The 25,603-nt window shown below is 66.8% G+C and carries 28 protein-coding genes and 1 pseudogene; 20 read left to right on the top strand and 9 right to left on the bottom strand.

Features of this window, described 5'->3' with window-relative positions:
* The first annotated feature begins 10 nt into the window (after positions 1 to 10).
* Both ACFWUR_RS04630 and ACFWUR_RS04625 read left to right on the top strand, forming a co-directional pair.
* Positions 11 to 343 (top strand): ArsR/SmtB family transcription factor, encoded by a 333-nt coding sequence (locus tag ACFWUR_RS04630; protein WP_378901859.1) that lies wholly within the window; start codon positions 11 to 13, stop codon positions 341 to 343.
* Positions 340 to 822: an SRPBCC family protein gene (locus ACFWUR_RS04625; protein WP_378901856.1), complete on the top strand. Its 483-nt coding sequence runs from the start codon at positions 340 to 342 to the stop codon at positions 820 to 822. Before ACFWUR_RS04630 ends, ACFWUR_RS04625 begins: the two co-directional genes overlap by 4 nt.
* 11 nt (positions 823 to 833) lie before the next feature.
* On the opposite strand, the gene ACFWUR_RS04620 is transcribed toward ACFWUR_RS04625, so the two are convergent.
* The 5 genes from ACFWUR_RS04620 to ACFWUR_RS04600 form a co-directional block, all read right to left on the bottom strand.
* Positions 834 to 1,823, bottom strand: a complete 990-nt coding sequence (locus tag ACFWUR_RS04620) for a pirin family protein (RefSeq protein ID WP_378901853.1) — start codon at positions 1,821 to 1,823, stop codon at positions 834 to 836.
* Positions 1,816 to 2,631 (bottom strand): N-acetyltransferase, encoded by an 816-nt coding sequence (locus tag ACFWUR_RS04615; RefSeq protein WP_378901850.1) that lies wholly within the window; start codon positions 2,629 to 2,631, stop codon positions 1,816 to 1,818. Before ACFWUR_RS04615 ends, ACFWUR_RS04620 begins: the two co-directional genes overlap by 8 nt.
* Positions 2,632 to 2,686: 55 nt before the next feature.
* Complete coding sequence (locus ACFWUR_RS04610; protein ID WP_378901847.1) at positions 2,687 to 3,703, bottom strand: aldo/keto reductase; 1,017 nt, start codon at positions 3,701 to 3,703, stop codon at positions 2,687 to 2,689.
* Entirely contained in the window at positions 3,700 to 4,164 is a 465-nt protein-coding gene (locus ACFWUR_RS04605) for a MerR family transcriptional regulator (RefSeq protein ID WP_378901844.1), read from the bottom strand. The genes ACFWUR_RS04610 and ACFWUR_RS04605 overlap by 4 nt, the downstream gene beginning before the upstream one ends.
* An 88-nt stretch (positions 4,165 to 4,252) precedes the next feature.
* Positions 4,253 to 4,621, bottom strand: a complete 369-nt coding sequence (locus ACFWUR_RS04600) for a VOC family protein (protein ID WP_378901841.1) — start codon at positions 4,619 to 4,621, stop codon at positions 4,253 to 4,255.
* A 106-nt stretch (positions 4,622 to 4,727) separates the two neighbouring features.
* Between ACFWUR_RS04600 and ACFWUR_RS04595 the strand changes: the two genes are divergently transcribed.
* Positions 4,728 to 4,931: a hypothetical protein gene (locus tag ACFWUR_RS04595; protein WP_378901839.1), complete on the top strand. Its 204-nt coding sequence runs from the start codon at positions 4,728 to 4,730 to the stop codon at positions 4,929 to 4,931.
* A 20-nt stretch (positions 4,932 to 4,951) separates the two neighbouring features.
* Here the strand turns inward: ACFWUR_RS04595 and ACFWUR_RS04590 are convergent, their stop codons facing one another.
* On the bottom strand, positions 4,952 to 5,443 hold the full coding sequence (locus ACFWUR_RS04590) for a SixA phosphatase family protein (RefSeq protein ID WP_378901836.1): 492 nt from the start codon (positions 5,441 to 5,443) through the stop codon (positions 4,952 to 4,954).
* Between the two features lie 154 nt (positions 5,444 to 5,597).
* On the opposite strand from ACFWUR_RS04590, the gene ACFWUR_RS04585 reads away from it, so the two are divergent.
* Positions 5,598 to 7,265, top strand: a complete 1,668-nt coding sequence (locus ACFWUR_RS04585) for an FAD-dependent oxidoreductase (RefSeq protein WP_378901833.1) — start codon at positions 5,598 to 5,600, stop codon at positions 7,263 to 7,265.
* A gap of 77 nt (positions 7,266 to 7,342) precedes the next feature.
* Here the strand turns inward: ACFWUR_RS04585 and ACFWUR_RS04580 are convergent, their stop codons facing one another.
* A complete protein-coding gene (locus tag ACFWUR_RS04580; RefSeq protein ID WP_378901830.1) occupies positions 7,343 to 8,116 on the bottom strand; it encodes an acyl-[acyl-carrier-protein] thioesterase in 774 nt (257 codons plus the stop codon).
* A 190-nt stretch (positions 8,117 to 8,306) separates the two neighbouring features.
* Here ACFWUR_RS04580 and ACFWUR_RS04575 point away from each other — a divergent pair, with 190 nt between their 5' ends.
* The 3 genes from ACFWUR_RS04575 to ACFWUR_RS04565 all read left to right on the top strand — a co-directional run bounded on the left by ACFWUR_RS04575 (position 8,307) and on the right by ACFWUR_RS04565 (position 12,598).
* A complete protein-coding gene (locus tag ACFWUR_RS04575) occupies positions 8,307 to 10,349 on the top strand; it encodes a protein kinase (RefSeq protein ID WP_378901827.1) in 2,043 nt (680 codons plus the stop codon).
* A gap of 54 nt (positions 10,350 to 10,403) precedes the next feature.
* Positions 10,404 to 11,378, top strand: a complete 975-nt coding sequence (locus ACFWUR_RS04570) for an NADPH:quinone oxidoreductase family protein (protein ID WP_378901824.1) — start codon at positions 10,404 to 10,406, stop codon at positions 11,376 to 11,378.
* Between the two features lie 89 nt (positions 11,379 to 11,467).
* The gene (locus ACFWUR_RS04565) at positions 11,468 to 12,598 is read left to right on the top strand and encodes a winged helix DNA-binding domain-containing protein (protein WP_378901821.1); all 1,131 of its coding nucleotides are present in this window, start codon (positions 11,468 to 11,470) and stop codon (positions 12,596 to 12,598) included.
* Between the two features lie 36 nt (positions 12,599 to 12,634).
* On the opposite strand, the gene ACFWUR_RS04560 is transcribed toward ACFWUR_RS04565, so the two are convergent.
* On the bottom strand, positions 12,635 to 13,150 hold the full coding sequence (locus ACFWUR_RS04560) for an Lrp/AsnC family transcriptional regulator (RefSeq protein WP_378901818.1): 516 nt from the start codon (positions 13,148 to 13,150) through the stop codon (positions 12,635 to 12,637).
* A 132-nt stretch (positions 13,151 to 13,282) separates the two neighbouring features.
* On the opposite strand from ACFWUR_RS04560, the gene hppD reads away from it, so the two are divergent.
* The 12 genes and pseudogenes from hppD (at position 13,283) to ACFWUR_RS04500 (ending at position 22,779) form a co-directional block, all read left to right on the top strand.
* Positions 13,283 to 14,425, top strand: a complete 1,143-nt coding sequence (hppD, locus tag ACFWUR_RS04555) for a 4-hydroxyphenylpyruvate dioxygenase (RefSeq protein WP_378901815.1) — start codon at positions 13,283 to 13,285, stop codon at positions 14,423 to 14,425.
* 113 nt (positions 14,426 to 14,538) lie between these two features.
* On the top strand, positions 14,539 to 15,066 hold the full coding sequence (locus tag ACFWUR_RS04550; protein ID WP_378901812.1) for a DUF3558 domain-containing protein: 528 nt from the start codon (positions 14,539 to 14,541) through the stop codon (positions 15,064 to 15,066).
* Entirely contained in the window at positions 15,063 to 15,644 is a 582-nt protein-coding gene (locus ACFWUR_RS04545; RefSeq protein ID WP_378901809.1) for a DUF3558 domain-containing protein, read from the top strand. Before ACFWUR_RS04550 ends, ACFWUR_RS04545 begins: the two co-directional genes overlap by 4 nt.
* Positions 15,645 to 15,915: 271 nt before the next feature.
* Complete coding sequence (gene rpsL, locus ACFWUR_RS04540) at positions 15,916 to 16,290, top strand: 30S ribosomal protein S12 (protein ID WP_056814220.1); 375 nt, start codon at positions 15,916 to 15,918, stop codon at positions 16,288 to 16,290.
* Position 16,291: 1 nt separating this feature from the next.
* A complete protein-coding gene (gene rpsG, locus ACFWUR_RS04535) occupies positions 16,292 to 16,762 on the top strand; it encodes a 30S ribosomal protein S7 (protein WP_056814216.1) in 471 nt (156 codons plus the stop codon).
* 33 nt (positions 16,763 to 16,795) lie between these two features.
* Positions 16,796 to 18,898 carry an elongation factor G gene (gene fusA / locus ACFWUR_RS04530; protein WP_378901806.1) on the top strand — a complete coding sequence of 701 codons (2,103 nt, stop codon included), beginning with the start codon at positions 16,796 to 16,798 and terminating at the stop codon, positions 18,896 to 18,898.
* A 136-nt stretch (positions 18,899 to 19,034) separates the two neighbouring features.
* Complete coding sequence (tuf, locus tag ACFWUR_RS04525; protein WP_358109020.1) at positions 19,035 to 20,225, top strand: elongation factor Tu; 1,191 nt, start codon at positions 19,035 to 19,037, stop codon at positions 20,223 to 20,225.
* Positions 20,226 to 20,313: 88 nt separating this feature from the next.
* Complete coding sequence (locus ACFWUR_RS04520; RefSeq protein WP_378901803.1) at positions 20,314 to 20,568, top strand: DUF433 domain-containing protein; 255 nt, start codon at positions 20,314 to 20,316, stop codon at positions 20,566 to 20,568.
* Complete coding sequence (locus tag ACFWUR_RS04515; protein WP_378901800.1) at positions 20,565 to 20,900, top strand: DUF5615 family PIN-like protein; 336 nt, start codon at positions 20,565 to 20,567, stop codon at positions 20,898 to 20,900. The genes ACFWUR_RS04520 and ACFWUR_RS04515 overlap by 4 nt, the downstream gene beginning before the upstream one ends.
* Positions 20,901 to 20,958: 58 nt before the next feature.
* Positions 20,959 to 21,084, top strand: a pseudogene (locus tag ACFWUR_RS04510) (elongation factor Tu); the annotation flags it as partial.
* 217 nt (positions 21,085 to 21,301) lie between these two features.
* Entirely contained in the window at positions 21,302 to 21,856 is a 555-nt protein-coding gene (locus ACFWUR_RS04505) for a hypothetical protein (RefSeq protein WP_378901797.1), read from the top strand.
* Positions 21,857 to 21,957: 101 nt separating this feature from the next.
* Positions 21,958 to 22,779, top strand: a complete 822-nt coding sequence (locus tag ACFWUR_RS04500) for an alpha/beta fold hydrolase (RefSeq protein WP_378901794.1) — start codon at positions 21,958 to 21,960, stop codon at positions 22,777 to 22,779.
* A gap of 1 nt (position 22,780) precedes the next feature.
* Here ACFWUR_RS04500 and ACFWUR_RS04495 read toward each other — a convergent pair whose 3' ends face one another.
* Complete coding sequence (locus ACFWUR_RS04495; RefSeq protein WP_378901791.1) at positions 22,781 to 23,212, bottom strand: PPOX class F420-dependent oxidoreductase; 432 nt, start codon at positions 23,210 to 23,212, stop codon at positions 22,781 to 22,783.
* A 273-nt stretch (positions 23,213 to 23,485) separates the two neighbouring features.
* Here ACFWUR_RS04495 and fusA (ACFWUR_RS04490) point away from each other — a divergent pair, with 273 nt between their 5' ends.
* On the top strand, positions 23,486 to 25,564 hold the full coding sequence (fusA, locus tag ACFWUR_RS04490; RefSeq protein ID WP_378901788.1) for an elongation factor G: 2,079 nt from the start codon (positions 23,486 to 23,488) through the stop codon (positions 25,562 to 25,564).
* Positions 25,565 to 25,603: the final 39 nt, after the last annotated feature.

Here is a 25,603-nt window from a genome sequence, read left to right as displayed (position 1 = left end):
ACTGAACTAGATGGTTCAGTATGACTTCCTGGATGCCTCGTTCGGGGCGCTCGCGGACCCCACCAGGCGGGGCATCCTCGAGCAACTCGGGCGTGGGCCCGCGAGTATCAGCGAGTTGGCCGAGCGGTTCGAGATGACCCTGACCGGCATCTCCAAGCACATCGGGTTGCTCGAGGACGCGGGCATGGTGGTCACCGAGAAGCGCGGGCGGGTCCGGTACTGCCGGATCTCCGAGCGCGTTTTCGATCGTGAGGTGGCCTGGATGCAGGGTTATCGGCAGATGCTCGAAGCCCGGATGGACCGTCTCGGTGAATTCCTGCAACGAACGGAGCCAGAGCAATGAGCACAACCACCAAGTCCACCGACAACGCCGTCATCACCTCCACCTCGGACCGCGAACTCCACATCGAACGCGATTTCGACGCGCCGCTGGACCGGGTCTGGGACGCCTACAGCCGCATCGAGCAGCTCTCGCGCTGGTGGGGACGCGGCCACGTGGTCGACGTCGAGCGCTGGGAGTTCCGCAAGGGCGGGCACTGGCGTTTCGTCGAACACGACGGCGACCAGTCCCACGGTTTCGAAGGCCGCTTCCGCGAGATCACCCCGAAGGAGCGCATCGTGCAGTCCTTCGAGTGGGACGGCATGCCCGCCCATATCTGCATCGACTCGACCACCTTCACCGACCTCGGTGACGGCCGCACCCGGGTCGCCACCGACAGCATCTTCCATACCGCCGAGGAATGCGCGGGCATGCTCGCCTCGGGCATGGAGGTCGGCCTCAACGACAGCTATCGGGCGCTGGACGCCCTGCTGGCAGGCTGAACCCGGCTCGGTCAGTGGCGGTCGCCGCCGGTGGCGCGTTTGCGCGGCTTCAGACGCAAGGGCGGTAGTGGTGGCGCGGGGATGCGCTCCTGGTGAGCGTGGCCCGCGACCCCGCCGAAGCGGTTGGTGTCGTGGGCTTCCCAGGCCTCGCGCGCGTCGACGATCTCCTCGTGGCTGCGGGCGACGAAGTTCCACCACATCACCAATTCCTCGGTGAACGAGGCGCCGCCGATCAGCGCGAAATGCGCGCCCGCGGCGGTCGAGAGCCGCAGCTCGGCGCGGTCGGTGCCCAGGTACAGCAGCGGGCCCGCGGTGAGCTCGATGCCCTCGACTTCCAGCGAGCCCTCGATCACCAGGACCGCGTGCTCGAACTCGCTCGCCAGCGGAAGCCGGACCTCGGCACCGGGATCGAGCACGATATCGGCCCCGACGATGGGGGTGTAGGCGTGCGCCGGTGAGGTGACACCGCCCAGTGAGCCGATCAGTACGGTGGCTCGCAGCCCGGGCTGCTCGTAGACGGGCAGTTCGCGATGCTGCTCGAAATGCGGCTCGACGCCGGTCGCGGTGCCGGGCAACGCGATCCACAGCTGCAGGCCGTTGCCCGCGGGCGCTCCCGGCACGGCGAACTCCGAATGCGCGATGCCGCGACCGGAGGTCATCAGGTTCAGCTGACCCGGCTCGATCTCCACATCGGAGCCCACGGAATCTCGATGCCGGATCCGGCCGTCGAGCGGCCAGGTCACCGTCTGCAACCCGATGTGTGGGTGCGGCAGGATGTCGGGGGAGGCGCCGGTCTGTGTGACGGTCGGCGACCCGAACCGGTCGAGAAAACACCACGCGCCGACGGTCGGCAGATCCCGTTGCGGCAGTGTGCGTTCCACATACACCCCGCGCACCCCGCCGAGCGGCACCTCCCTGGCCGGATACAGCTCGGCGACCGGCCCGGGGCCCGGTGAAGGCTCGCACAGCGCCTCGGTGGGATGCGCCTCCAGGTCACTCACGAGGGATGCCCTTGCCCACCACGTGAGCGTCGTACTCGGGATGCTTGTCCAGGTAGCCGCGGATGAACGGGCAGTGCGCGGTGATGGTGCGCCCGCGCGCGATCACGTCCTCGATCGCCTGCTTGGCCAGTACTCCGCCCAGCCCTTTGCCCGCGAAAGCGCCGTCGATCTCGGTGTGGACGAAGTCGGTGTCGTTGCCACGCTCGACGTACTCGGCGAAGCCGGCGGGTTCGCCGTCGAGGAACACGTCGTAGCGGTTCTGGGCCTCGTTGCGTGCCACGCGGCGCTCCGGTTCGGTAGAGGCCGGCTGCGCGGGGGTTGTCTCGGACATCTTCTTACGCTCCTTACGCACCGGGACGGGGTGCGCACTCAGGATCGACACGCGGTTGAACGCGCCGATCGTCACGGCGATCCACACGATCACCGAAATCTGTTCCTCGGACCAGTACTCGCGCGCGATCTCGTATTCGCGGTCGGTGTTCTCCTCGGCGGGCAGGGTGGTGACCGCTTCCGCGAGTCCGAGTGCGGCGCGGTCGGCGGCGGAGTAGGCCCCGCCGCGACGCCACGCGGGCAGCACGGTGATCTCCTGGGCCGACAGGCCGGCGCCGAGCGCGGCGCGCTCATGGACCGCCAGACAGTACGGGCAGCCGTTGATCTGCGACACCCGCAGGTTGATCAGCTCGATCAGCCGCCGATCGATCCCCGCGGCCGTGGCGGCCGCGCGTACTTCGGCGGCGACCGCACTGAGTGCCCTGAAAACAGCCGGGTGTTGCTTGTCGATCCACACACGGTCACGGCTTTCGGTCACCTTCGCGATAGTAGCGCCGCGCGCGGTGGGCCGCCGAGCCCCGGCACACCGTCAGCTATTCGCGCCCGGCGGAGGTGAACGACATGTCGGTGTACCGGTCGCCCGCCACCTCGCCGGCGATCGGGGCCAGCGCCGCGAGGTCGTCGGCCGAGAGTCCTACGGACGCCGCGGCGACGTTTTCGGTCAACCGGGTCCGCTTGCGGGTACCGGGGATCGGCACCACGGACAGGTTGTGCGCGGACGCCCTCGAGTGCACCCAGGCGAGCGCGACCTGGGCCTGGGTGATGTCGTGTGCCGCCGCGATCGCGGCCAGCGGCGCGAGCAATGCGGCGTTGTGCTCGGCGTTGTCGCCGGTGAAGCGCGGCTGGAACCGGCGGAAGTCCTCGGCGCCCAAGTCTTTCGCCGACCGGAAGGCGCCGGTGAGGAAACCGCGACCCAGCGGCGAGTACGGAACGAACGCCACACCCAGCTCGGCCGCCGCGGGCACCGCCGTGCGTTCCACGTCGCGGGAGAACAGCGACCACTCCGACTGCACCGCCGCGATCGGGTGCACCGCGTGCGCGGCGCGCAACTCGTCACCGGTCACCTCGGAGAGCCCGAGCGCGCGCACCTTGCCCGCCGCGACGAGTTCGGCCATCGCGGCGACCGTCTCCTCGATCGGCACCGCGGGGTCGCGTCGGTGCATGTAGTACAGATCGATGGTGTCGACGCCGAGCCTGCGCAGGCTGGCCTCGACCGACGCGCGGATGTAGGCGGGGGAGTTGTCGAAGCCGCGGTAGGTCGGGTCGTCGGCTTTGCGCACGAGACCGAATTTCGTGGCGATCACCAGGTTGTCGCGGTTGGCGCGCACGAAATCGGCCAGGAATCGCTCGTTGTGGCCCGAGCCGTACACATCGGCGGTGTCGAACAGGGAGACGCCGAGTTCGAGCGCGTGGTCGAGGGTGGCCCGCGATTCGGCCGCGTCGGTGTCGCCGTAGAACTCACTGATGCCCATGCAGCCGAGCCCCTGGGTGCCGACCGTCGGTCCGTCGGCGCCGAGAGTGGTGGTCGGCAGTGTCGCGGTGGTGCTCATGTGTCGCTTCCTTCGCTCGTGTGCACGGTGATCGTGGCGGGACGGACCACATCGGATCGGCCTTCGTAGACGCCGATCTTGTAGTCGAGAACAGCCACGGTCTGTTGCAGCTCCGCGATCTTGTCGAGCACGTCGGATCTGGTCTGCCGAAACATCTCCAGCCGCTGCGGGTAGGTCTGTTCACCGGCCCGCACCAGTTCGGCGTAGCGGATCATGTCGGCCACCGGCATGCCGGTGAGTCGCAGTCGACCGATCAGCGCCAGCCATTCGAGGTCGCGGTCGCTGAACCGGCGGTTGCCGGTGTGGTCGCGACCGATGTAGCCCATCAGCCCGATCCGCTCGTACCAGCGCAGAGTGTCGCGGCTGAGCCCCGAGCGTTGCGCCACCTGGCCGATCGAATACCTGGGCCGCTCGCGCTCGTCGGCGTCGCTGTCGGCGTGCGGTGCCGCGTCCTGATCCATCGTGCTCGTCCCTTCCCGTGGAACTTTCTAGACGGTATCGACCTGGAGTGCACTCCAAGCAATACCTGTTCGCACGGGAAGGGAGAAGTCAGCTGTAGTTCGGCAGCTCCTGGACGGCCCACTTGTTGCCGTCGGGGTCGGCGAAGAACGTGAACCGGCCCCAGCCCATGTCCTCGACGGGAGTGGCCTGCACGCCCGCGGCGATCAGCTGTTCATAGGCCTTGTCGGCGCTGGCCACGACCATCTGCATACCCTCGACGCTGCCCGGCGCGGCGCTGGTGAGCCCACGCCCGATGCAGATCGAACATCCCGACCCCGGCGGGGTGAGCTGGACGAACCGGATATCCGGGCTCGGAGTGTGGTCGTGATCGGCGTTGAAGCCGATGCTGGTGTAGAAATCCTTGGCCCGGTCGACATCGGTGACCGGGATGGCAACGAGTTCGATTTTCCAATCCATGCGGTCAAGCATCGTTGTGGTGTCCGACAGAAACAAGGTGCGGATCACATGTCCGTTGCGCGCAAGCCGGTGTGCCGGGGTCCTACGTAAACGTAGTGTGGATCACATGGCTGGTAAGGACATCGACCGCGTCAGGGCCCGCTCGGCTTGGGAAACGGTCAAGGAGAGCCCGGTGATCACCGCCATCGCGGTGGCTCCGGTGGTACTGGTGCTAGGGGTGGTGTGGGCGCTGACGAACGGGTTCGTCGCCTTCGTGCTCCTCGTGCTGCTCGGTGTGGGCATCCTCGTCGGAGGCAAGTTGCTGAAATGACCCGGCCGTGCCGGGGCGCTTCAGCGCGGCACGTGGAACGAGACGAGTTCGCCCGTGCCGGGACCGAGCTGTGCCCACGGTCGGTCGAATTCGAGCACTGCCAGCGCCGAGGTGGGGAACTTGCGGCTGAGTTCGGTCGCCTGGTCGGACTCGCGGTTGCCTGCCAGTTCCCAAGCCGTCCAGGGGATTCCGGGCACATGGCCGACGACGAGCAGCGTCGACACCGAGTCGTCGGTGAGCCCGATCAGCTCCATGAGGGTGTGCGGGTTCGCTTCGTAGATGTCGTCGGTGTACTCGACCGGCGCGGTGATGCCGCTGGCGGCCAGCGTCTGCCTGGTGCGCTCGGCGGTCGAGCAGCGCACGGCGTCGATCGGCGCCACGGTGGCGCGCAGCCAGTCCCCGGCCAGCGCCGCCTCCCGTTCGCCACGCGGTGCCAGCGGGCGCGCGTGGTCGTCGACATTGTCGGGATAGGCCGATTTTCCGTGCCGCATCAGAATCAGGGTCGCCACCATGTGACCACCGTAATCGTGGGCAGCGGTGAGGTCGCGGTCACACTCGAGGCACACTGAAAGCTGCGTCACCGATGATGCGTTCGCGGCTTACCCGCCGCGGGCCGTCGCGGAGACGCCTCGAGCCACCGACCACACATTTCGAGGATCTGCACCTATGGCCTACGTCATCACGCAGCGTTGTTGCAACGACGCCAGCTGCGTCACCGAATGCCCGGTCGACTGCATCCGCCCGACTCCGGATCAACCAGAGTTCGCCACGGCGGAGATGCTGTACATCGACCCTGACACCTGCATCGACTGTGGTGCCTGCGTCGACGCGTGCCCGGTGGACGCGATCTTCTCCGAAGACGATCTGCTCGCCTCGCTGTCCAGGTACCGCGAGATCAACGCGGCCTACTTCCAGCGCCACCCGCTCGAGTCGAACTTCGACCCACTGAGTACCCCGACCCGCCCGCCCAAGAGTCTGGGTACGCTGCGCGTCGCGATCGTCGGCGCCGGCCCGGCGGCCTGCTATGCCGCCGACGAACTGCTGCGGCGCAGCGATGTCGAGGTCGAGATGTTCGACCGGCTGCCGACTCCATGGGGTCTGGTCCGCGCGGGCGTCGCCCCCGATCACGCGGGGACCAAGGGCGTCGCCGAGATGTTCGAGTCGGCATTCCGCCGCGACACCCTGCAGTACTACCTCAATGTCGAGGTCGGTGAACACATCGATCACCAGGAACTGCTGGCGCACCACCACGCGGTGATCTACGCCGTCGGGGCCTCCAGCGACCGCTCGCTCGACATCCCCGGCGAGGATCTGCCCGGCAGCCATTCGGCGACCGAGTTCGTGGCCTGGTACAACGGTCACCCCGATTTCGCCGACCGCGAGTTCGACCTGTCCGGCGAGCGCGCGGTGATCGTCGGCAACGGCAACGTCGCCCTCGACGTGGCGCGCGTGCTCACCGGCGACCCGGACGAGCTCGCCAAGACCGACATCGCCGACCACGCGCTGGACGCCCTCCGTCGCAGCAATATTCGTGAGGTCGTGGTCCTCGGTCGACGCGGCCCGCTGCAAGCCGCGTACAGCTCGCCGGAGTTCCTCGCGCTCACGCATCGAAACAATGTCGATGTGATCGTCGATCCCGCCGATATCGAACTCGACCCGCACAGCCGCGCCATCCTCGACGATCCGAACATCGAGCCCTCGCTGCGCTTGAAGTACGAACTCGCGCAGGAGTATTCGACGGCGAAACCGGACCTTTCGAACAAGCGGATCGTCTTCCGCTACCTCGCCACGCCGACGGCCGTGCACGGGACCGACGCGGTCACCGCGCTCGAGTTCGTGCACAACGAACTGACCGAGGAGAACGGGCAATTGGTGGCCACCGCCACCGACCGCACCGAAACCATCGACGCCGGGCTGGTGCTGCGCTCCATCGGCTACCGCGGCGAACCCATCGCGGGCCTGCCCTTCGACGAGCGCCGCGGCACCGTGCCCAGCGAGCACGGTCGGGTCATCGAGGCGACCGAGCCCGTACCCGGTGTCTATGTCTCCGGCTGGATCAAGCGCGGCCCGCGCGGGGTGATCGGCTCCAACCGCGTCGACGCCGAGGAAACCGTCGAAGCGCTGATCGCCGACTTCATCGCGGGCAAGCTCACCGCGCCGACCGGCGACCGGGCCGCTCTGCGCGCCCTGCTCGCCGAACGTCAGCCCGAGCTGGTCGACCGTAAGGGCTGGAAGACCATCGACCAGGCCGAGAAGACCGCGGGCAAGGCGGCAGGTAGGCCACGGGTCAAGTTCACCACCCGCGCCGACCTGCTGAAAGCAGCCAAGGGCTAGCCGTGGATCCGGCAGGGGAACCCGCCCCTGCCGGGCTCGGCACCCGCCGCCCCGGCGGATACGGCGCCGGCGCCGAATTACACAGGCAGCGGCATGATCCGTACGACGGTCGTCGTGACGCCGCCGACCACGAACCACAGCCGTAGCACCATCTGACCGGTGCGGTCGCCCGGTTCGTGGCGCGCGCGCACGGTGATGTGCTCGCGGGCCAGCACCGGTGCCACGTACTCGATCACCGCGCGATGCGGTCCGGCGACGAGTTTGGGGAAGTCGACGAGGAACTGCTCGACGGCTTGCCAGTAGCAGGCGTTGTTGACGTGGTTGTACTGGTCGATATCGGTCGCGCGCACCGGGAACGGCAGGTCGGTGTCGGACTCGCGTGGTGCCGGATCGGTGAGATAGGGCCGCCAGCGCAGGCGGTGCTCGTCGGTGGAGCGGGCCAGGTAGGCGAGGCCGTCGTCGCTGATCCGAGCGGGGAGATTGCTCGATTCGCTGAGGTTGATCCAGAATCCCTCGGTCTCGATCAGCCCGCCGCGTTCGCTGGTGATCCGCGTGCGCATATTCGTCCACCGGGTCGACATCGACGAACACCAGCGCTCGAGATGGACGTGATCGGGCCAGACGACCGGGCGGATCACGTCGATGACGGTGCGGCGCACGATCCAGGTGGGGTCGGTGAGATGCAGGGCCGTCTGATTCAGCTCGTCCCACGCGATATCGGAGAGGTAGCGCGCCACGGCATCCAGGCGCAGTCGTTGATAAGGATCCACGTCGCCGGCCCGGACGGGCCACGCCGTGGCGAAACCCGTGCCCTCCTCGGGAAGCGGGGCCAGTGGCTGATCGAGTGACACGTGTGCTCCTTGCACGGCACACCGGGTGCGCCGCGACTTCTTGCGCGTAGTTCTGTAGACGACTTTACGGGTCGCAGATCACACCTTCGCGCCGAGTCGGGACTAGCGGTACCAGGTGTGGGTCACCAAGGGGGCGCCGACGCGGTTGTCCCACATGACAGACCTGTCCGCGCCCAGGTAGCCTGCAGTAATGGCCGGCGGAGCATTGGCGGGCTCGATGTTCGGGCGCTATGAGATTCGCAGACTTCTCGGAGTCGGCGGTATGGGGGAGGTCTACGAGGCCTACGACACTTCCAAGAATCGTGTCGTCGCCCTCAAGATGCTCAACCGCGAACTCGCGACCGACCCCACCTTCGTGCAGCGCTTCCGCCGCGAATCGCACGCCATGGCGAGTGTGCAGGAACCGCACGTCATCCCGGTACACGACTGGGGCGAGGTCGACGGCGTGCTCTACATCGACATGCGCCTGGTCAAGGGCGTCGATCTCAAGGAGCGGCTGCAGCAGTACGGCAGGCTCACGCCCGTCGAGGCGGTGCAGGTGGTCGAGCAGATCGCGTTCGCGCTCGACGCCGCGCACGAGGTCGGTCTGGTCCACCGCGACGTGAAACCGGGCAACATCCTGCTCACCGGCAACCTGTTCGCGTACCTGGTCGACTTCGGCATCGCCCACACCGCCACCGATCCGCAGCTCACCAGCGCGGGCAGTGCCGTCGGCTCGATGGCGTACATGGCGCCGGAACGGTTCGACAGTGTGCCGATGTCGCCGTCGGTGGACACCTACGCGCTCACCTGTGTGCTCTACGAATGCCTGGTCGGCCGGGTGCCGTTCCCGGTGAACAGCCTCGCGGGCGCGATCGGCTCGCATCAGATGGCGCCCGCCCCACGCCCCAGCGCCGCCGATCCCACGCTGAGCACCTTCGACCCGGTCGTCGAGCGTGGCATGGCCAAACGTCCCGACCAGCGCTACGCCTCGCCCATCGACCTGGCCCGCGCGGCCAGAGCCGCACTGGTCCAAGCCGAGCGCTCCACTCCCGCAACGGTCTCCGGCCCTCGTATCGAGATCACCGGCCCGCAGACGGCGCTGCCTCGTCCCGACGCAGCGCCGTCCCCGCCGACGACCCGTGGCTCCGCTGTCGTCCCAGCCGACTCACCGCCCCCACCGACGCGGGACTCGGCGGCCCTTTCGTCGGATTCGCAGGCGCCCGCGACCCGGGACTCCGCGGCCTTGTCGCGCGACTCGCACTCGCCCCCGACAGCCCGTCGTCCGGCGGTCGGATCGGCGGACTCGCACACCCCGCCGACTCGCGACTCCGCGGCCCTGTCAGTCGAGTCGTCGCCGGCCACGCGCGGTTCGGCGGCTCTCTCCGCCGACTCGCGGTCCTCTCCGCCGACTCGGGGCCCGCAACAGGCCCGCCCGGTGACCGGCGCCAGGCCCGTCGGTCCGACGCATCGGGTCACGGGTCCGCCACCCGCCGAACCGAATGCGACGCGGCGCGTGACCGGCCCACAATCCGCGCAGCCGACGCGTCGGGTGACCGGACCCCAATCCGCGGGTGCGTACCGGGCAGCCGAGCACGACCCCACCCTCCTGCGGGCGTCATCCGGTGTGACCGGCCTCGACCAGAGGAGTGGTTATACCCATCCGTCGGCGCCGATACCGCTTCCTCCGCAACGTAATTCGGCGACGCCGGTCCTGGCCGGCGCGCTGGGTTCGCTGATCGTGTTGGCCGTGGTCGGCATCGCGGTGTGGTTCATGCTCGGCATCGACAAGGATCGCGACAATGTGGCGGTGCCACCACCGCCCGGATCCAGCATCGACGAACCTCCCGTGGTGGTGACCGTGAGCCGAACGGTCCCCACCACGGCACCCTCGCCGACCACGACCACCGTCGCACCGCTGCAGTCGACCGTCTCCGGCGCCGACGGCCAGGGCTTTCTCTCGGTGGGTCCACGGTGCAACGACAACGACGCCGCGATGTCGATCGCGCGCACCACCAAATCGCGGGTCGTCATCTGCCACACCGGCGATCAGCGCTACTACTACAAGGGCGTGCGCGTCAGCGACGGCGCCGGGATCGAACTCGACGATCCTGTACCCAACGGCGGGGGCGCGTTCACCGCGACCAACCCGACCGACGGCACGCAATACCTGCTCGACGCGTACGGGCTGACGATCACCAAGGCCGGTTCGGTGCTCGCCAGTGAACCGGTGACCGAGTTCGCCCATCGTTGATCCCGTCGCCGGGTTATGTTCGCGGGTGAATGTCATCGAGAGAGGTGTCGGAAAATGCGCGCAGCCCAGGTCGGCAAGTTGGACGGTCCGTCGGCGATCGAGATCGTCGATCTGCCGGAGCCGGTGGCCTACCCGGGCGGTGTGCTGATCGACGTGCACGCCGCGGGCATCGCCTTCCCCGACGTGCTGATGACGCGCGGTCTCTACCAGATGAAGCCGGGCCTGCCCTTCGTCGTCGGCGGCGAGGTGGCCGGTGTCGTGCGCGAGGCGCCGCAGGGTTCGTCGCTGCGCCCGGGTGACCGGGTCGCCGCGCTGACCATGCTCGGCAACGGTGTCGCCGAGGTGGCGGTGTCGCCCGAGCACGCGGTGTTCCGGCTGCCCGACAATGTCTCCCTCGAGGCGGGCGCGGGCATCCTGTTCAACGACCTCACCGTCCACTTCTGCCTGACGAAGCGCGGCAGGTTGGCCGAGGGCGAAACCGTCCTGGTGCACGGTGCGGCGGGCGGCATCGGGACCTCCACCCTGCGGATGGCCAAGGCGCTCGGCGCGGGCCGGGTGGTCGCGGTGGTCAGCACCGAAGCGAAAGCCCAGGTGGCCAAGGCCAACGGCGCCACCGATGTGGTGCTGACCGAGGGCTGGCTCGCCGCGGTGAAGGAACTGACCGAGGGGCGCGGGGTCGACATCGTCCTCGACCCGGTCGGCGGCGACCGTTTCACCGACAGCATCCGCTCCTTGGCGGGCGGCGGTCGGCTGCTGGTCGTCGGCTTCACCGCGGGGGAGATCCCGACGGTGAAGGTGAACCGACTGCTGCTCAAGAACGTCGAGGTCGTCGGCGCGGCCTGGGGTGAATGGGTGATGACCCACCCCACCTACCTCGCCGAGCAGTGGGCCGAGATCGAACCGCTGCTCGCCTCCGGCGCGATCGCCGCTCCCGATCCGGTGCTGTACCCGCTGGAGAGCACCGCTGAAGCCGTTGCGGCACTGGACAACCGGACCGCCACCGGCAAGGTGGTCGTGCAGCTGCGCTGACCGCCGCACGCCCGCCTGTGGTCCGGGTCAGGTTGTCACAGGTCGGCGGTACGGTCGCCGGATCATCGCGGGTCGACGGAGGGAGTCGAATGCAGCTGTCGAACAGAACGCTCAACCGGACCTTGCTGGCTCGGCAGCACCTGCTGGAGCGTTCCACGCTGACCGCCGCCCGGATGTGTGAGCACCTGGTCGGCTTGCAGGCTCAAGACGTCGCGCCTCCGTTCGTCGGGTTGTGGAGTCGGATAGCCGATTTCGATCCGGCAACGGTGTCGACGGGCCTCGACGACCGTTCGCTCGTGCGGATCACTCTGATGCGCGGCACGATTCATCTCGTCACGGCGCTGGACGCGTTGCGGATCGCGCCCCACATTCAGCCCGAGCTCGAGAAGGCGCCGTTCCGGAAGGGGTTCAACTACGGCGCGATGGTCGGCCTCGATCCCGACGAGGTGCGCGCGCACGGGGAGGCGGCTCTCGGTGACGAGCCGATGTCGGCGGCGGACCTGCGCTCCGAGGCCTCCCGCCGCTACCCCGACCGCGACGCCGGAGCGGTCGTGCAGACCTGGCTGTACCAACTGCCCGTCCTGCAGACACCACCGCGTGGCCGCTGGCGCGACAACAGCAGGCCGGTGTGGTCGCGCGTGCAACCCTGGCTCGGCGCACCGCTCGATCCGAGCTACCCGGTGTCGGAATTGATCCTGCGGTATCTGCGCGCCTTCGGTCCGGCGAGCACGATGGACATGCAGGCCTGGTCGCGCCTGCCCGCCATGAAGAAGGCAGTCAGCGACCTGGGCGACCGGGTCCGCACCTATACCGACGCGCGCGGCCGCACCTTCTACGACGCGGCCGACCTCGAACTCGCCGATCCCGACCTGCCCGCCCCCGTCCGGCTGCTCGGCTGGTACGACAACGCCCTGCTGTCGCACCGGGATCGCTCCCGCATCATCGGCGACACCTCGGCCACATCGCTGCGCACCTTCACCGCCAACGTCTCCCCGATCCTGCTCGACGGTTACCTGGCCGGGTTCTACAAGATCTTCGTCGGGTCCGGCACCGCACGACTGCGGATCAGTCCGACCCGTCCGTGGACGAAAACCGAAGCGGCGCAAGTAGAGGATGAGGCAGCGGCGCTCCTGGCCTACCTCGAACCCGAATCCGAGCCCGCGGTGGAGATCCTGGCACCCGGCGCGGACATGACAGCTCCGCCCGGTTCTCCCCGATGACGAAAGTTCAGGGCCGCAAATCCCGGCCGTGAGTGCTCAGCGTTGATCCCGGTACGCGGGCGCCTTCGTGGTGCCCGCCGGGGTCAGTGTGCGCAGCAGCGGCATCGTGCGATGCGCCACGACCGTCGACAACACGATCACGCTGTGCGACCGCGCCACCGACCCTGTTCGATCGATGCTCAGCAACACCGCCTGCAACCCGGCATGCGAGTCGGCCCCGATCCGGCACAGCACGTCACCGGACCCGGTCGTCGCGTACGCCTCGACCACCCCCGGAATGGCCGCGAGTTCCTCGCTCACCTGATCCAGCGCCCCCTGCGCGATCTCCAAGGTCACGAAGGCCTGCACATCGAAACCCGCCGCGGTGACATCGATCTGGGGATCGTAGGAGGCGATCACGCCGGACTCCTCCATCCGGTTGATCCGCGCCTGCACCGTCGCCCGCGCGACCTTCGTTCGTCGCGACAGCTCGAGGATTCCGGCCTTCTGGAACTGGTGCATCGCGGTGAGGATCGCCAGGTCGAGCTCATCCAGTTTCGCGGGCGTACGCATACGAAGACCTCCACATCCGGTTGCTATTCAAATTGTCCACCATTTGTGCGCAATCGGTGGCTTCTCGAGCCAGCCTGTTCAGGCGGAGATGGAGTAGTTGCTCAGCTGCCGGGCGACACGATTTCCTAGGTCATGACCATTGAGCAGCAGCTCGTCGGGCTGATCGAGCACGACGACAGTGTCGATCCGTTTCCGGTGATCGGGTGGGACGCACTCGTCTGGGTCGTCGGCAACGCCACCCAGAGCGCCCACTTCCTGCAATCGGCGTTCGGCATGCGACTCGAGGCCTACTCGGGCCCCGAGACCGGCAACCGTGACCACAAATCGTTCGTGCTGCGCAGCGGGGGAGCGCGGTTCGTGATCACCGGCGCGGTCGACCCCGACAGCCCGCTCGTCGCCCACCACGACCGCCACGGCGACGGCATCGTCGACATCGCCCTCGAGGTCCCCGACGTGGACCGCTGCATCGCCTGGGCTCGGGACCACGGCGCGACGATCCTCACCGAACCCCACGACGAGACCGATCGATTCGGCACGGTCCGCTCGGCCGCGCTGGCCACCTACGGCGACACCAGGCACACCCTCGTCGACCGCTCCGACTACGTCGGCCCCTACCTGCCCGGCTATATCGCTCGCACCTCCACCCGTGAGCCGGGCCCGCGCGTGTTCCAGGCGATCGACCACGTGGTCGGCAACGTCGAGCTCGGCATGATGGATCGCTGGGTCGACTTCTACCGCGGCGTCATGGGGTTCACGAACATGGCCGAGTTCGTCGGCGACGACATCGCCACCGAATACTCCGCGCTGATGAGCAAGGTCGTCGCCAACGGTAACCACCGCGTGAAGTTCCCCCTCAACGAACCGGCGGTGGGGCGCAAGCGTTCTCAGATCGACGAGTATCTCGAGTTCTACCGCGGCCCCGGTGTACAGCACATCGCCCTGGCCACCGGCGACATCCTCGCCACGGTCGACGCCCTGCGCGCCGAGGGCGTCGAATTCCTCGCAACCCCCGACGCCTATTACGAGGATCCCGAACTGCGCGCCCGCATCGGTGCCGTGCGCGTCCCGGTCGACGAACTCCAACGTCGCGGCATCCTGGTCGACCGCGACGAAGACGGCTACCTCCTGCAGATCTTCACCCGCCCCCTCACCGATCGCCCCACCGTCTTCTTCGAGCTCATCGAGCGACACGGCTCACTCGGTTTCGGAAAAGGCAACTTCAAGGCCCTTTTCCAGGCCATCGAACGCGAACAGAAGGCCCGCGGGAACTTGTGATCCGCGCACGGCGTCGGCTCGATCGCGGTGCAGCGGGCGCCCACCGATCCGATGATGTGATCGCGGACGCTCGACTGCCGCTCGCGTCTTGTCCACTGGGTAGAGTCGGGCCCATGCGGTTCAAACCTGCGGTGGTGGTCGGTCTGGCGTGTGTAGTGCTATCGGCTGCGTGCGGATCAGGCGACGATGCCGAGTCCTCCGGTTCGGCGCGCACTCCACCCAAGGTGTCGGAACTGGGGCCGTTCGTCGGCGAGTGCGGACATGTGACCGATGCCGAGGTTCGCGCCATCGCCGGGTTGCCCAGCGTGTCGGCGGTGTTCCGCAACGCGGTCGGCTGCAACTGGCAATCCGCCGGAATCGATTCGGCCGTGGTCACCTTCGCCTCCTATCGCGGCAGTCCGATCGATCGGGAACGCGCGTGGGTGGAGTCAAAGGACCGCACGGTGGAATCGATAACAGTGCAGGGGCGCACGGGTTTCCAGTCCTACGGCACCAATTTCGGTGGCACCACCTGCGATTTCGCGATCGGGCTCGGCGACGACTTCTTCGAGTGGTCCACATTCGGATACACCGTGATCGGTCTTGAGCCGTGCGGCTCGGCGAGACAACTGGCCGAATTGACGCTGGAGCGGATGCAGTGATCGACACGCGGACAACACACTCGGGGAAGCGGCGCTTCGGGGCGGCGGTGCTCGCGCTCGCCTCGGTGGCGGTGCTCGCCGGCTGTGGCCAGACTGTCCCCGGCAGGGCGGCGCCGGTCGGTGAGGGCGGCGGCAGCGGGAGTGGCCCGGTCAATGTCGATTTCGACAAGCTGTTGCGTGAGTGCGAGGTGCTCACCGAGACCCAGATGGGCCAGGCGGTGGGTACGGACGCGAGTTTCATCGCCTCGTTCGTGGGGGCGGTGTGCATGTGGGATGTTCCCGATGCGCCCGGCGGCGGTGCGAAGCTCACCTTGAACTGGTACGAGAACGGATCGCTCAACGTCGAGCGCCAGACCTACCAGAAGCTCGGCTACACCTCGGCGATCACCTCGATCCAAGGGGCGTCGGCCCTGGAGATCCGCCGCCCCGGCGATTCGGACTCATGCGGGGTGAGCGCGAAGGCCGCCGACGCGGGTGTGGTGGGTTGGTGGATCAACTACCGCGCGGGATCCGCGCATCCCGATCCGTGCCCGGTAGCGGCCAAGCTGGTCGAGCTCACCTTGAATCGGGCCCGATAGAACCCTTGACCAGCGACCCCGCTTTGCCCCCTGGTGTCCGCACGGGTATCGTGGATCCCTGTGCCCGGATTACTGCGGGCAAGTTCGTGTGTGAACGTAGGCCAGCGAAAGCGGCCGACACGTTCCAGCGTGCCTTGAAAAGGGCACTGAGCGCCACGGCGACACGCCCGACCACGGGTTAAGGGAAACGTGGTCTGACGTGCGAGTGAAAGCTCGATGAACTGCAAGACACTGCACACCAAGCGCAATTACCAATAAGGAAAGCCGGTCTATGCCAACCATCAACCAGCTGGTCCGCAAGGGTCGCCGCGACAAGGTCACCAAGACCAAGACTGCGGCCCTGAAGGGGAGCCCGCAGCGTCGTGGCGTGTGCACTCGCGTGTACACCACCACCCCCAAGAAGCCGAACTCCGCGCTCCGTAAGGTCGCGCGTGTTCGCCTGACCAGTGCGATCGAGGTCACGGCGTACATCCCCGGTGAGGGTCACAACCTGCAGGAGCACTCGATGGTGCTCGTGCGCGGCGGTCGTGTGAAGGACCTTCCGGGTGTCCGTTACAAGATCATCCGTGGCTCGCTCGACACCCAGGGCGTGAAGAACCGCAAGCAGGCGCGCAGCCGCTACGGCGCCAAGAAGGAGAAGAGCTGATATGCCACGCAAGGGCCCCGCACCCAAGCGTCCGCTGATCAACGACCCGGTCTACGGGTCCCCGCTGGTCACTCAGCTGGTCAACAAGATCCTGATGGACGGCAAGAAGTCCACCGCCGAGCGCATCGTCTACGGCGCACTCGAGCAGGCGCGTGAGAAGACCGGCACCGATCCGGTCGTCACCCTCAAGCGCGCGCTGGACAACGTCAAGCCCGCCCTCGAGGTGAAGCCCCGCCGTGTCGGTGGCGCCACCTACCAGGTGCCGGTCGAGGTCCGTCCGGGCCGCGCCAACACCCTCGCGCTGCGCTGGCTGGTCAGCTACTCCCGCGCCCGTCGCGAGAAGACCATGGTCGAGCGTCTCGCCAACGAGCTCCTCGATGCCAGCAACGGCCTCGGTGCCGCTGTGAAGCGTCGCGAAGACACCCACAAGATGGCCGAGTCGAACCGGGCCTTCGCGCACTACCGCTGGTGATTGCCCGGCCCGTCACTTAAAAGGGAGAATTTCGTGGCACAGGACGTGCTCACCGACCTGAACAAGGTCCGCAACATCGGCATCATGGCCCACATCGATGCGGGCAAGACCACCACGACCGAACGCATCCTGTTCTACACCGGTATCACGTACAAGATCGGTGAAGTTCACGATGGCGCGGCCACGATGGACTGGATGGAGCAGGAGCAGGAGCGTGGTATCACCATCACCTCCGCGGCTACCACCTGCTTCTGGAAAGACAACCAGATCAACATCATCGACACCCCCGGGCACGTCGACTTCACCGTCGAGGTGGAGCGTTCGCTGCGCGTGCTCGACGGTGCGGTCGCGGTGTTCGACGGCAAAGAGGGTGTCGAGCCCCAGTCCGAGCAGGTGTGGCGTCAGGCCGACAAGTACGACGTGCCGCGTATCTGCTTCGTGAACAAGATGGACAAGCTCGGTGCGGATTTCTACTTCACCGTGCAGACCATCAAGGACCGTCTCGGCGCTCGTCCGCTCGTGATCCAGCTGCCGATCGGCGCTGAGAACGACTTCGAGGGCATCGTCGACCTGGTCGAGAACAACGCCAAGGTCTGGAAGGGCGAGACCAAGCTCGGCGAAGAGTACGAAGTCGTCGAGATTCCGGCCGAGCTCAAGGAGAAGGCCGAGCAGTACCGTCAGGAACTGCTCGAGACCGTCGCCGAGTCCGACGAGGCACTGCTCGAGAAGTTCTTCGGTGGCGACGAGCTCACCATCGAGGAGATCAAGGGCGCCATCCGCAAGATGACGGTCAACTCCGAGCTGTACCCGGTGCTGTGTGGTTCCGCGTTCAAGAACAAGGGCGTTCAGCCCATGCTCGACGCGGTCATCGACTACCTCCCTTCCCCGCTGGACGTCGAGGCCACCACCGGCCACGTGCCCAACAAGGAAGAAGAGCTGGTCACCCGCAAGCCCAACGTCGACGAGCCGTTCGCGGCCCTGGCGTTCAAGATCGCGGTGCACCCGTTCTTCGGTGAACTCACCTACGTGCGCGTGTACTCGGGTCAGGTTGCCTCCGGCGCCCAGGTCGTCAACTCGACCAAGGGCAAGAAGGAGCGTCTGGGCAAGCTGTTCCAGATGCACTCCAACAAGGAGATGCCGGTCGCCACGGCTTCGGCGGGCCACATCTACGCGGTCATCGGACTGAAGGACACCACCACCGGTGACACCCTGTCCGACGCGCAGAACCAGGTCGTGCTCGAGTCGATGACCTTCCCGGATCCGGTCATCGAGGTCTCGATCGAGCCCAAGACCAAGTCCGACCAGGAGAAGCTCGGCACCGCGATCCAGAAGCTGGCGCGCGAAGACCCGACGTTCTCGGTGAAGCTCGACCAGGAGACCGGCCAGACCGTCATCGGCGGCATGGGCGAGCTCCACCTCGACATCCTCGTCGACCGTATGCGTCGCGAGTTCAAGGTCGAGGCCAACGTCGGCAAGCCGCAGGTGGCCTACCGCGAGACCATCACCAAGAAGGTCGAAAAGCACGAGTTCACCCACAAGAAGCAGACGGGTGGCTCCGGCCAGTTCGCGAAGGTCATCATCGCCCTCGAGCCGTTCGTCGGCGAAGACGGCGCGACCTACGAGTTCGAGAACAAGGTCTCCGGCGGTCGCGTGCCCCGTGAGTACATCCCGTCGGTCGACGCGGGCGCCCAGGATGCCATGCAGTACGGCGTGCTCGCCGGCTACCCGCTGGTGAACCTGAAGGTCAGCCTGCTCGACGGCGCGTACCACGACGTCGACTCCTCGGAAATGGCGTTCAAGATCGCGGGTTCGCAGGCCCTCAAGGAAGCGGCCCGTAAGGCCGGTCCGGTGATCCTCGAGCCGCTCATGGCGGTCGAGGTCATCACGCCCGAGGAATACATGGGCGATGTGATCGGCGACCTCAACTCCCGCCGTGGCCAGATTCAGGCCATGGAGGAACGCAGTGGTGCCCGTGTCGTCAAGGCGCTGGTTCCGCTCTCGGAGATGTTCGGTTACATCGGTGACCTGCGGTCCAAGACCCAGGGTCGCGCGAACTACTCCATGGTGTTCGCCCAGTACGCAGAGGTTCCGGCCAATGTGTCCAAGGAGATCATCGCCAAGGCGACCGGCGAATAAAACCCTCTTGCGGTCCAGTGGCACACTGGACCGCAAGTGCCGGGCGTCAAGTAATACCCCCGGTCCCCGCCTCCAGCGGGGATGACACACGCACTGCTGCAAATGCACGCACCAACAAGTCCAGGAGGACCCAAAAGTGGCGAAGGCGAAGTTCGAGCGGACGAAGCCGCACGTCAACATCGGCACCATCGGTCACGTCGACCATGGCAAGACCACGCTGACTGCAGCGATCACCAAGGTGCTGGCTGACAAGTTCCCGGATCTGAACGACGCGTTCGCGTTCGATCAGATCGACAAGGCGCCGGAGGAGAAGGCTCGTGGTATCACGATCAACATCTCCCACGTCGAGTACCAGACCGATAAGCGCCACTACGCGCACGTCGACGCCCCGGGCCACGCGGACTACATCAAGAACATGATCACCGGTGCGGCCCAGATGGACGGCGCCATCCTGGTCGTCGCGGCCACCGATGGTCCGATGCCGCAGACTCGCGAGCACGTGCTGCTCGCCCGTCAGGTCGGCGTGCCTTACATCCTGGTCGCGCTGAACAAGTCGGACATGGTCGATGACGAGGAAATCCTCGAGCTCGTCGAGATGGAGGTCCGCGAACTGCTGGCCTCGCAGGAATTCGACGAGGACGCGCCGGTCGTGCGCGTCTCCGGTCTGAAGGCCCTCGAGGGCGACGAGAAGTGGGCCGAGGCCATCGTCGAGCTCATGCAGGCCGTCGACGACTCGATCCCGGACCCGGTCCGCGAGACCGAGCTCCCGTTCCTGATGCCCGTTGAGGACGTCTTCACGATCACCGGTCGTGGCACCGTCGTCACCGGTCGTGTCGAGCGCGGCATCGTCAACGTGAACGAGGAGGTGGAAATCGTCGGCATCAAGGAGAAGTCGACCAAGACCACCGTCACCGGTATCGAGATGTTCCGCAAGCTGCTCGACCAGGGCCAGGCGGGCGACAACGTCGGCCTGCTGGTTCGTGGCATCAAGCGCGAAGATGTCGAGCGTGGCCAGGTTGTCGTCAAGCCGGGCACCACGACTCCCCACACGGAGTTCGAGGGCCAGGCGTACATCCTGTCGAAGGACGAGGGCGGCCGCCACACCCCGTTCTTCAACAACTACCGCCCGCAGTTCTACTTCCGTACCACGGACGTGACCGGCGTCGTTACCCTCCCCGAGGGCACCGAGATGGTCATGCCCGGCGACAACACCGAGATGCTGGTCAAGCTGATCCAGCCGGTCGCCATGGACGAAGGCCTGCGCTTCGCGATCCGCGAAGGTGGCCGCACCGTCGGTGCCGGTCGCGTCACGAAGATCATCAAGTGAGTCTCTGACTCGCTGACACCGCAACGGCGTCGCTCCTCCGGGAGCGGCGCCGTTCGGCGTTTCCGGAAGCGGCCAGTTTCTCCGGTGAGTGTCCACTGCCGGATATAATCGCGCTGTGTCCAGCCACTCGAGGATTACCTTCGACCCAGCCCAACTAGGCGGTAGGCCGTGCATCCGCGGTATGCGAATCAGGGTGAAAGATGTCCTCGAACTCTTGGCCGAGGGTGAGAGCGAAGACGCGATTCTCGAGGACTACCCTTACCTCGAGCGCGAGGACATCCGCGCCTGCCTCGCATTCGCCGCTGCTGAGGCTGATCATCCGATCCTGCGGACCGCTTCTTGAAATTCCTCGTCGACGCACAGCTACCGCCTGCACTGGCACGCGCCATAGCGAACGAAGGGCACGACGCGGTGCATGTCTGCGATCTGGACATGACCTCCGCTCCTGACTCCGAAGTCTGGAATGCGGCGATACTTCGAGGCGCCGCGATAGTCACCAAGGACGAAGACTTCATCCTGCTCGGTCGCGCGAAGGGTACAGCGGACGTTCCCGCCGTCGTGTGGATCCGGATCGGAAACTGTTCGCGGAAGGCGCTTCTTGCGGCGGTTTTGCCTATCCTGTCGACAATTGTCGAGATGCTTGACGCTGGAGAAATAGTAATAGAAGTTCGTTAACCGTTATGAGCTCTGTCAGTCGGATATACCCGCGGTTATCGCGTGAAGGTTGCATGCCGGCGACAACACCGAGATGCTGGTCAAGCTGATCCAGCCGGTCGCCATGGACGAAGGCCTGCGCTTCGCGATCCGCGAAGGTGGCCGCACCGTCGGTGCCGGTCGCGTCACGAAGATCATCAAGTGAGTCTCTGACTCGCTGACACCGCAATGGCGTCGCTCCTCCGGGAGCGGCGCCGTTCGGCGTTTCCGGGGAGGGGATCAGGCGGTCGCGGACGTGGCGTACACGGACCTTATGTTGTTGCGTGGCAAGGATTTTCCAAGCGCGCCCGGTGATAGTCGGTCCAGCCTCTCGGCCCTCGCGTGGCACGATGGGGAGCGATCGACACACGGGGGTGGTGTAAATGGTTGGGGAAGAATCGAATTCGGGTGATGAGCGGTCCGCGCCCACGCCGTATCGCGTGCCGGAGCCGAAGCGCTGGCCTACTCGCCCGCCGCCGGAACCCTTGCTGTTCTCGGCGCAGCGGCGCCGGGAGAATATCGAGCACGAGCGGTTTCAGCGTGAGATGCGGTGGGCCGCTGAGAAAGAAGACCGCGCGCTCAAACGGAAGATCGGGACCATCGCGGTCGTCGGTATCGCCGCGCTGATCGGCGGTGGCTACCTCGTCTCTCGGCCGAGCGATCCGGACCCCGTTGTCGCATCGTGCGTCGGCACCGATCGCAACGGTTCCCAGACCGTCGTCGCCGACAGCAACTGCTCGAGTTCGGGCGCCGGCGGTTCGTTCCGTGGCAGCCGCACCTGGCCGCAGTACAGCTACTACTACGGTGGCGACGCGACAATCGGCCGAGCGCCCTCCGGCGGCACCACCATCCGCCCGAAGAATGTCGAGATAAGAACCAAGAGCGGGGCGGTGATCCAGCGCGGTGGTCTCGGACGTGGTGGCGGAAGTGGGTCGTGAACTGCGTCGAGTACTTCGTATGACCTCGCAGGTCATCGTGGTTGTCGGTGCGGCTCGGTAGCGTTGCGGGCACTAACGCATTCGAGAGGATGGAGTACCTCGTGGGTAGGGCTGCGCTCGAACGGGAATTGGATGTCAGCGAAGGGGTGCTCGAACACGGGATGCCCTATCTCGCGTTCGGGTCGGGGCGTCCGCTGGTGTTCTTGCGGTGGTTCATGCCCGACCATGCCAATCCGCGTGGCTGGCTGCGATCCAGCGAGATCAAGACGATGGCGCCGCTGGCGAGGAACTTCCGGGTGTACGCGGTCAACCGCGCGCCGGGGATGGCGGCCGGCACCTCGATGGCCGATATCGCGCGCGAGCACGCGGAAGCCCTGCGGGCCGAATTCGGTGCTCCCGTAGACGTTCTCGGCATTTCCTCGGGGGGCTCGGTAGCGCTGCAACTCGCCGCCGACCATCCCTCAGCGGTGCGCCGATTGGTGATCGCGTCCTCGGCCTACCGACTCGACCGGGCCGCGCGCACATCGCAGATGAACTACGCCGGGGCCGCCGCCGCGGGCAAACGCTCCCTGCACCACCTGGCGACCCAAGGCATCGAGTCGCCGCTGAAGGCGCGACTCGTCGGTGCCGCGGCCTGGCTGGCCGACCCGCTCCTGCGCCCGAAGAATCCCGCCGACACGCTCGCCTTCGTTCAGGCCGAAGATGGCTTCGACCTGACCGACCGCCTCGCCGACATCACCGCGCCCACCCTGGTCGTCGCCGGTGAACGCGACGAGTTCTACGACCAATCCTCGTTCCGCTACACCGCCGAAGGCATCCCCGATTCCCGTCTGATCGTCTACCCGGACACCAGCCACCTGGGCGCTATCAAACACGCCCGATTCGCCCCCGACGTCACCGAGTTCCTTTCCGCGACGAGCTGACTCAGCGAATCTGGGCTCCATAGACGTGCTCGACGGACAATGCCATGAGGACGCGACGGTCGGAGACCATGACCTCGCGGTATTCGTTCCAGTCGGGATGTTCGCCCGCCGCCGCCCGGTAGTAGTCGACCAGTGCCTCGACTTCGGGTCCGTTCGGATCCGTACCGGGACCGATCAGGGTCGCGGTGCCTTCGGCGGTGGCCCAGGACCAACCGTCGGCACTGGTGACCTCGAGGGCGGCGCGCGGATCGCGTCGTAGGTTGGCCGTCTTGGCGCGCCCCTCGGTGATGGAGACATAGATGATGCCCGCCGCACGGTCGTAGTACGGGGTGACGGGGGAGAGCTGGGGGCGGCCGTCGGACTTGATGGTGGCCAGGATGCCGATGCGGGAGTCGGCGATGAGCGCGTGCAGGTCGAGTGGGGTTTCGGGCATCGGTCGGCTCCTTGGGGGTGGCGGGGCTGCTCGTTGTGACGAACCGCGGTGGTCGCCCGTTTATGCCTGGTCGCCGGAAATCCCGTCGACAGCCTGTGATCTGCGCGTGTAGAACTTGTCCCATGGTTACAGCACTTCCGCAGTCGCGGTTCTAGCTCGCATCGGGTCATGAAGGCGCCGGTGCGGCGCCGCGTGATCCGACGCCCGTGCCGTTCCCGGAACGCCTGACAGGCGAGCGTCGATTCATCGACCGAACCAGCCTGGGGGATTCCCATGACCAGAATCGATCTCGCCCGAATACGCAATATCGGCATCGCCGCGCACATCGACGCGGGCAAGACCACCACCACCGAACGGATGCTGTTCTACACCGGCGTCACTCGCACGCTCGGCGAGGTGCACGACGGCACCGCGGTGATGGATCGCATGATCCAGGAGCGCGAACACGGCATCACCATCGCGGCGGCGGCGACCACCTGCTGGTGGAACGAGCATCAGATCACCATCCTCGACACCCCTGGCCACGTCGACTTCACCGCCGAGGTGGAGCGGTCGCTGCGGGTGCTCGACGGTGCGGTCGCGGTGTTCGATGCCAAGGAGGGTGTGGAGCCCCAGTCGGAGCAGGTGTGGCGCCAAGCCGACAAGTACGGCGTCCCACGGATCTGTTTCGTGAACAAGATGGACAAGCTCGGTGCCGACTTCGCGTTCACCGTGCGGACCATCGCGGAGCGACTGCGGGTGCGCCCCTTGGTCATCCAGTTGCCGATCGGTGCCGAACGTGAGTTCGAGGGGATCATCGACCTGGTCGAGATGACCGCGAAGGTGTGGCGGGGCGACACCGACCGTGGCACGCACTTCGAGACCATCGCGATCCCGGAAGACCTGCGTACCAGAGCTTTCCAGCATCGCGAGGCGCTGGAGGCGGCGGTCGCCGAAGCCGACGAGGACGTGCTGGAGCGCTACCTCGCGGGCAAGCCGATCACCGTCGACATCCTGAAGGCTGCCATCCGGCGGATGACGATAGACGCGCAGGCCTACCCGGTTCTGTGTGGCTCGGCGCTGGCCAATATCGGCGTGCAACCGCTGCTGGATGCCGTCGCCGACTATCTGCCGTCGCCGCTGGATGTCGTGGCTGTACACGGTTTCTCGCCCGACGGTGCGCACATCCACCGCGCACCCGATGTCGCCGAGCCGTTCGCGGCGCTGGCGTTCAAGGTGGCGCTGCACCCGTTCTTCGGCAAGCTCGTCTACCTGCGGGTGTACTCCGGCACCGCCGAACCCGGTGCGACCGTACTGAATTCGACCAACGGACGAAAGGAGCGCCTCGGCAAGCTGTTCCAGATGCACTCGAGCACCGAGATCGCCGTCGAGCGGGTGCAGGCCGGGCAGATCTGTGCCGTGATCGGCCTGAAGGCGACGGGAACCGGCGACACCCTGTGCGACCGGGGAGCTCCTGTCGTGCTGGAGTCGATGACGTTCCCCGATCCCGTACTCGCCGTCTCGATCGAACCGAGGACCCGCGCCGACCGGGACAAGCTGGGCACCGCCCTGGCTCGCCTGGCCGACGAGGACCCCACGTTCACCGTGCGCGTGGACGCCGAAACCGGCCAGACGGTCATCGGTGGCATGGGCGAACTGCACCTCGAGATTCTGGTCGACCGGATGAAACGGGAGTTCCGGGTCGACGCCGAGATCGGCGCCCCACGGGTGGCCTATCGCGAAACCATCACCGCCGTGGTCGATCTGTTCGAATACACCCACCGCAAGCAGCAGGGTGGACACGGGCAGTTCGCCAAGGTGGTGATCGCGCTGGAACCGCACGTGGCCGACGACGGCGCGATCTACGAATTCGACAACCGGGTCACCGGCGGGCGCGTACCGCGGGAGTACATCCCCGCGGTCGACGCGGGCGCGCAAGACGCGCTGCGCGTCGGCACGCTCGCCGGCTTCCCCCTGGTGAACGTGAAGGTGACGCTGCTCGACGGCACCGCCCACGTGCAGGATTCGTCGGAACTGGCCTTCCGGTCGGCAGGCGCGGCAGCGGTGCGGGGAGCTGTCGCGACAGCGAAACCGGTACTGCTCGAACCGGTGATGGCCGTCGAGGTCGTCACACCGGAGGAGTACGTCGGCGAGGTGATCGGTGACCTCAACGCCCGCCGCGGGCGGGTCACCGACCTCACCGAACGTGGCGGCGCGCATGTCGTGCGCGCGCTGACCCCGCTCCAGGAGATGTTCGGCTACATCGGGGACCTGCGCTCGAAAACCCGTGGCCGAGCCAACTACTCGATGGTGTTCGACTCCTACGCCCCGGTGCCACCGGGTGTGGCGGCGTCGATCATCGCGAGCAGCTGAGCGAAACCGGTGGCGTCGCCAGGGCGGCGCCACCGGTTC

The sequence above is a fragment of the Nocardia sp. NPDC058633 genome (genome assembly GCF_042717045.1).
Classification (GTDB): Bacteria; Actinomycetota; Actinomycetes; order Mycobacteriales; family Mycobacteriaceae; genus Nocardia.
Note: the sequence above shows the minus strand (reverse complement) of the source record. Positions and strands in the feature narration are given on the sequence as shown.

What these genes read in the sequence shown, in the direction of transcription:
- hppD (WP_378901815.1), top strand. Translation starts at nt 13,283, where the DNA reads ATGACCATTGAGCAGCAGCTCGTCGGGCTGATCGAGCACGACGACAGT.
- ACFWUR_RS04590 (WP_378901836.1), bottom strand. Translation starts at nt 5,443, where the DNA reads ATGGTGGCGACCCTGATTCTGATGCGGCACGGAAAATCGGCCTATCCC.
- ACFWUR_RS04505 (WP_378901797.1), top strand. Translation starts at nt 21,302, where the DNA reads ATGGTTGGGGAAGAATCGAATTCGGGTGATGAGCGGTCCGCGCCCACG.
- ACFWUR_RS04585 (WP_378901833.1), top strand. Translation starts at nt 5,598, where the DNA reads ATGGCCTACGTCATCACGCAGCGTTGTTGCAACGACGCCAGCTGCGTC.
- ACFWUR_RS04565 (WP_378901821.1), top strand. Translation starts at nt 11,468, where the DNA reads ATGCAGCTGTCGAACAGAACGCTCAACCGGACCTTGCTGGCTCGGCAG.
- ACFWUR_RS04575 (WP_378901827.1), top strand. Translation starts at nt 8,307, where the DNA reads ATGGCCGGCGGAGCATTGGCGGGCTCGATGTTCGGGCGCTATGAGATT.
- ACFWUR_RS04610 (WP_378901847.1), bottom strand. Translation starts at nt 3,703, where the DNA reads ATGAGCACCACCGCGACACTGCCGACCACCACTCTCGGCGCCGACGGA.
- ACFWUR_RS04570 (WP_378901824.1), top strand. Translation starts at nt 10,404, where the DNA reads ATGCGCGCAGCCCAGGTCGGCAAGTTGGACGGTCCGTCGGCGATCGAG.
- ACFWUR_RS04630 (WP_378901859.1), top strand. Translation starts at nt 11, where the DNA reads ATGGTTCAGTATGACTTCCTGGATGCCTCGTTCGGGGCGCTCGCGGAC.
- rpsG (WP_056814216.1), top strand. Translation starts at nt 16,292, where the DNA reads ATGCCACGCAAGGGCCCCGCACCCAAGCGTCCGCTGATCAACGACCCG.
- ACFWUR_RS04600 (WP_378901841.1), bottom strand. Translation starts at nt 4,621, where the DNA reads ATGGATTGGAAAATCGAACTCGTTGCCATCCCGGTCACCGATGTCGAC.
- ACFWUR_RS04625 (WP_378901856.1), top strand. Translation starts at nt 340, where the DNA reads ATGAGCACAACCACCAAGTCCACCGACAACGCCGTCATCACCTCCACC.
- ACFWUR_RS04495 (WP_378901791.1), bottom strand. Translation starts at nt 23,212, where the DNA reads ATGCCCGAAACCCCACTCGACCTGCACGCGCTCATCGCCGACTCCCGC.
- ACFWUR_RS04560 (WP_378901818.1), bottom strand. Translation starts at nt 13,150, where the DNA reads ATGCGTACGCCCGCGAAACTGGATGAGCTCGACCTGGCGATCCTCACC.
- ACFWUR_RS04595 (WP_378901839.1), top strand. Translation starts at nt 4,728, where the DNA reads ATGGCTGGTAAGGACATCGACCGCGTCAGGGCCCGCTCGGCTTGGGAA.
- ACFWUR_RS04550 (WP_378901812.1), top strand. Translation starts at nt 14,539, where the DNA reads ATGCGGTTCAAACCTGCGGTGGTGGTCGGTCTGGCGTGTGTAGTGCTA.
- rpsL (WP_056814220.1), top strand. Translation starts at nt 15,916, where the DNA reads ATGCCAACCATCAACCAGCTGGTCCGCAAGGGTCGCCGCGACAAGGTC.
- fusA (WP_378901788.1), top strand. Translation starts at nt 23,486, where the DNA reads ATGACCAGAATCGATCTCGCCCGAATACGCAATATCGGCATCGCCGCG.
- ACFWUR_RS04605 (WP_378901844.1), bottom strand. Translation starts at nt 4,164, where the DNA reads ATGGATCAGGACGCGGCACCGCACGCCGACAGCGACGCCGACGAGCGC.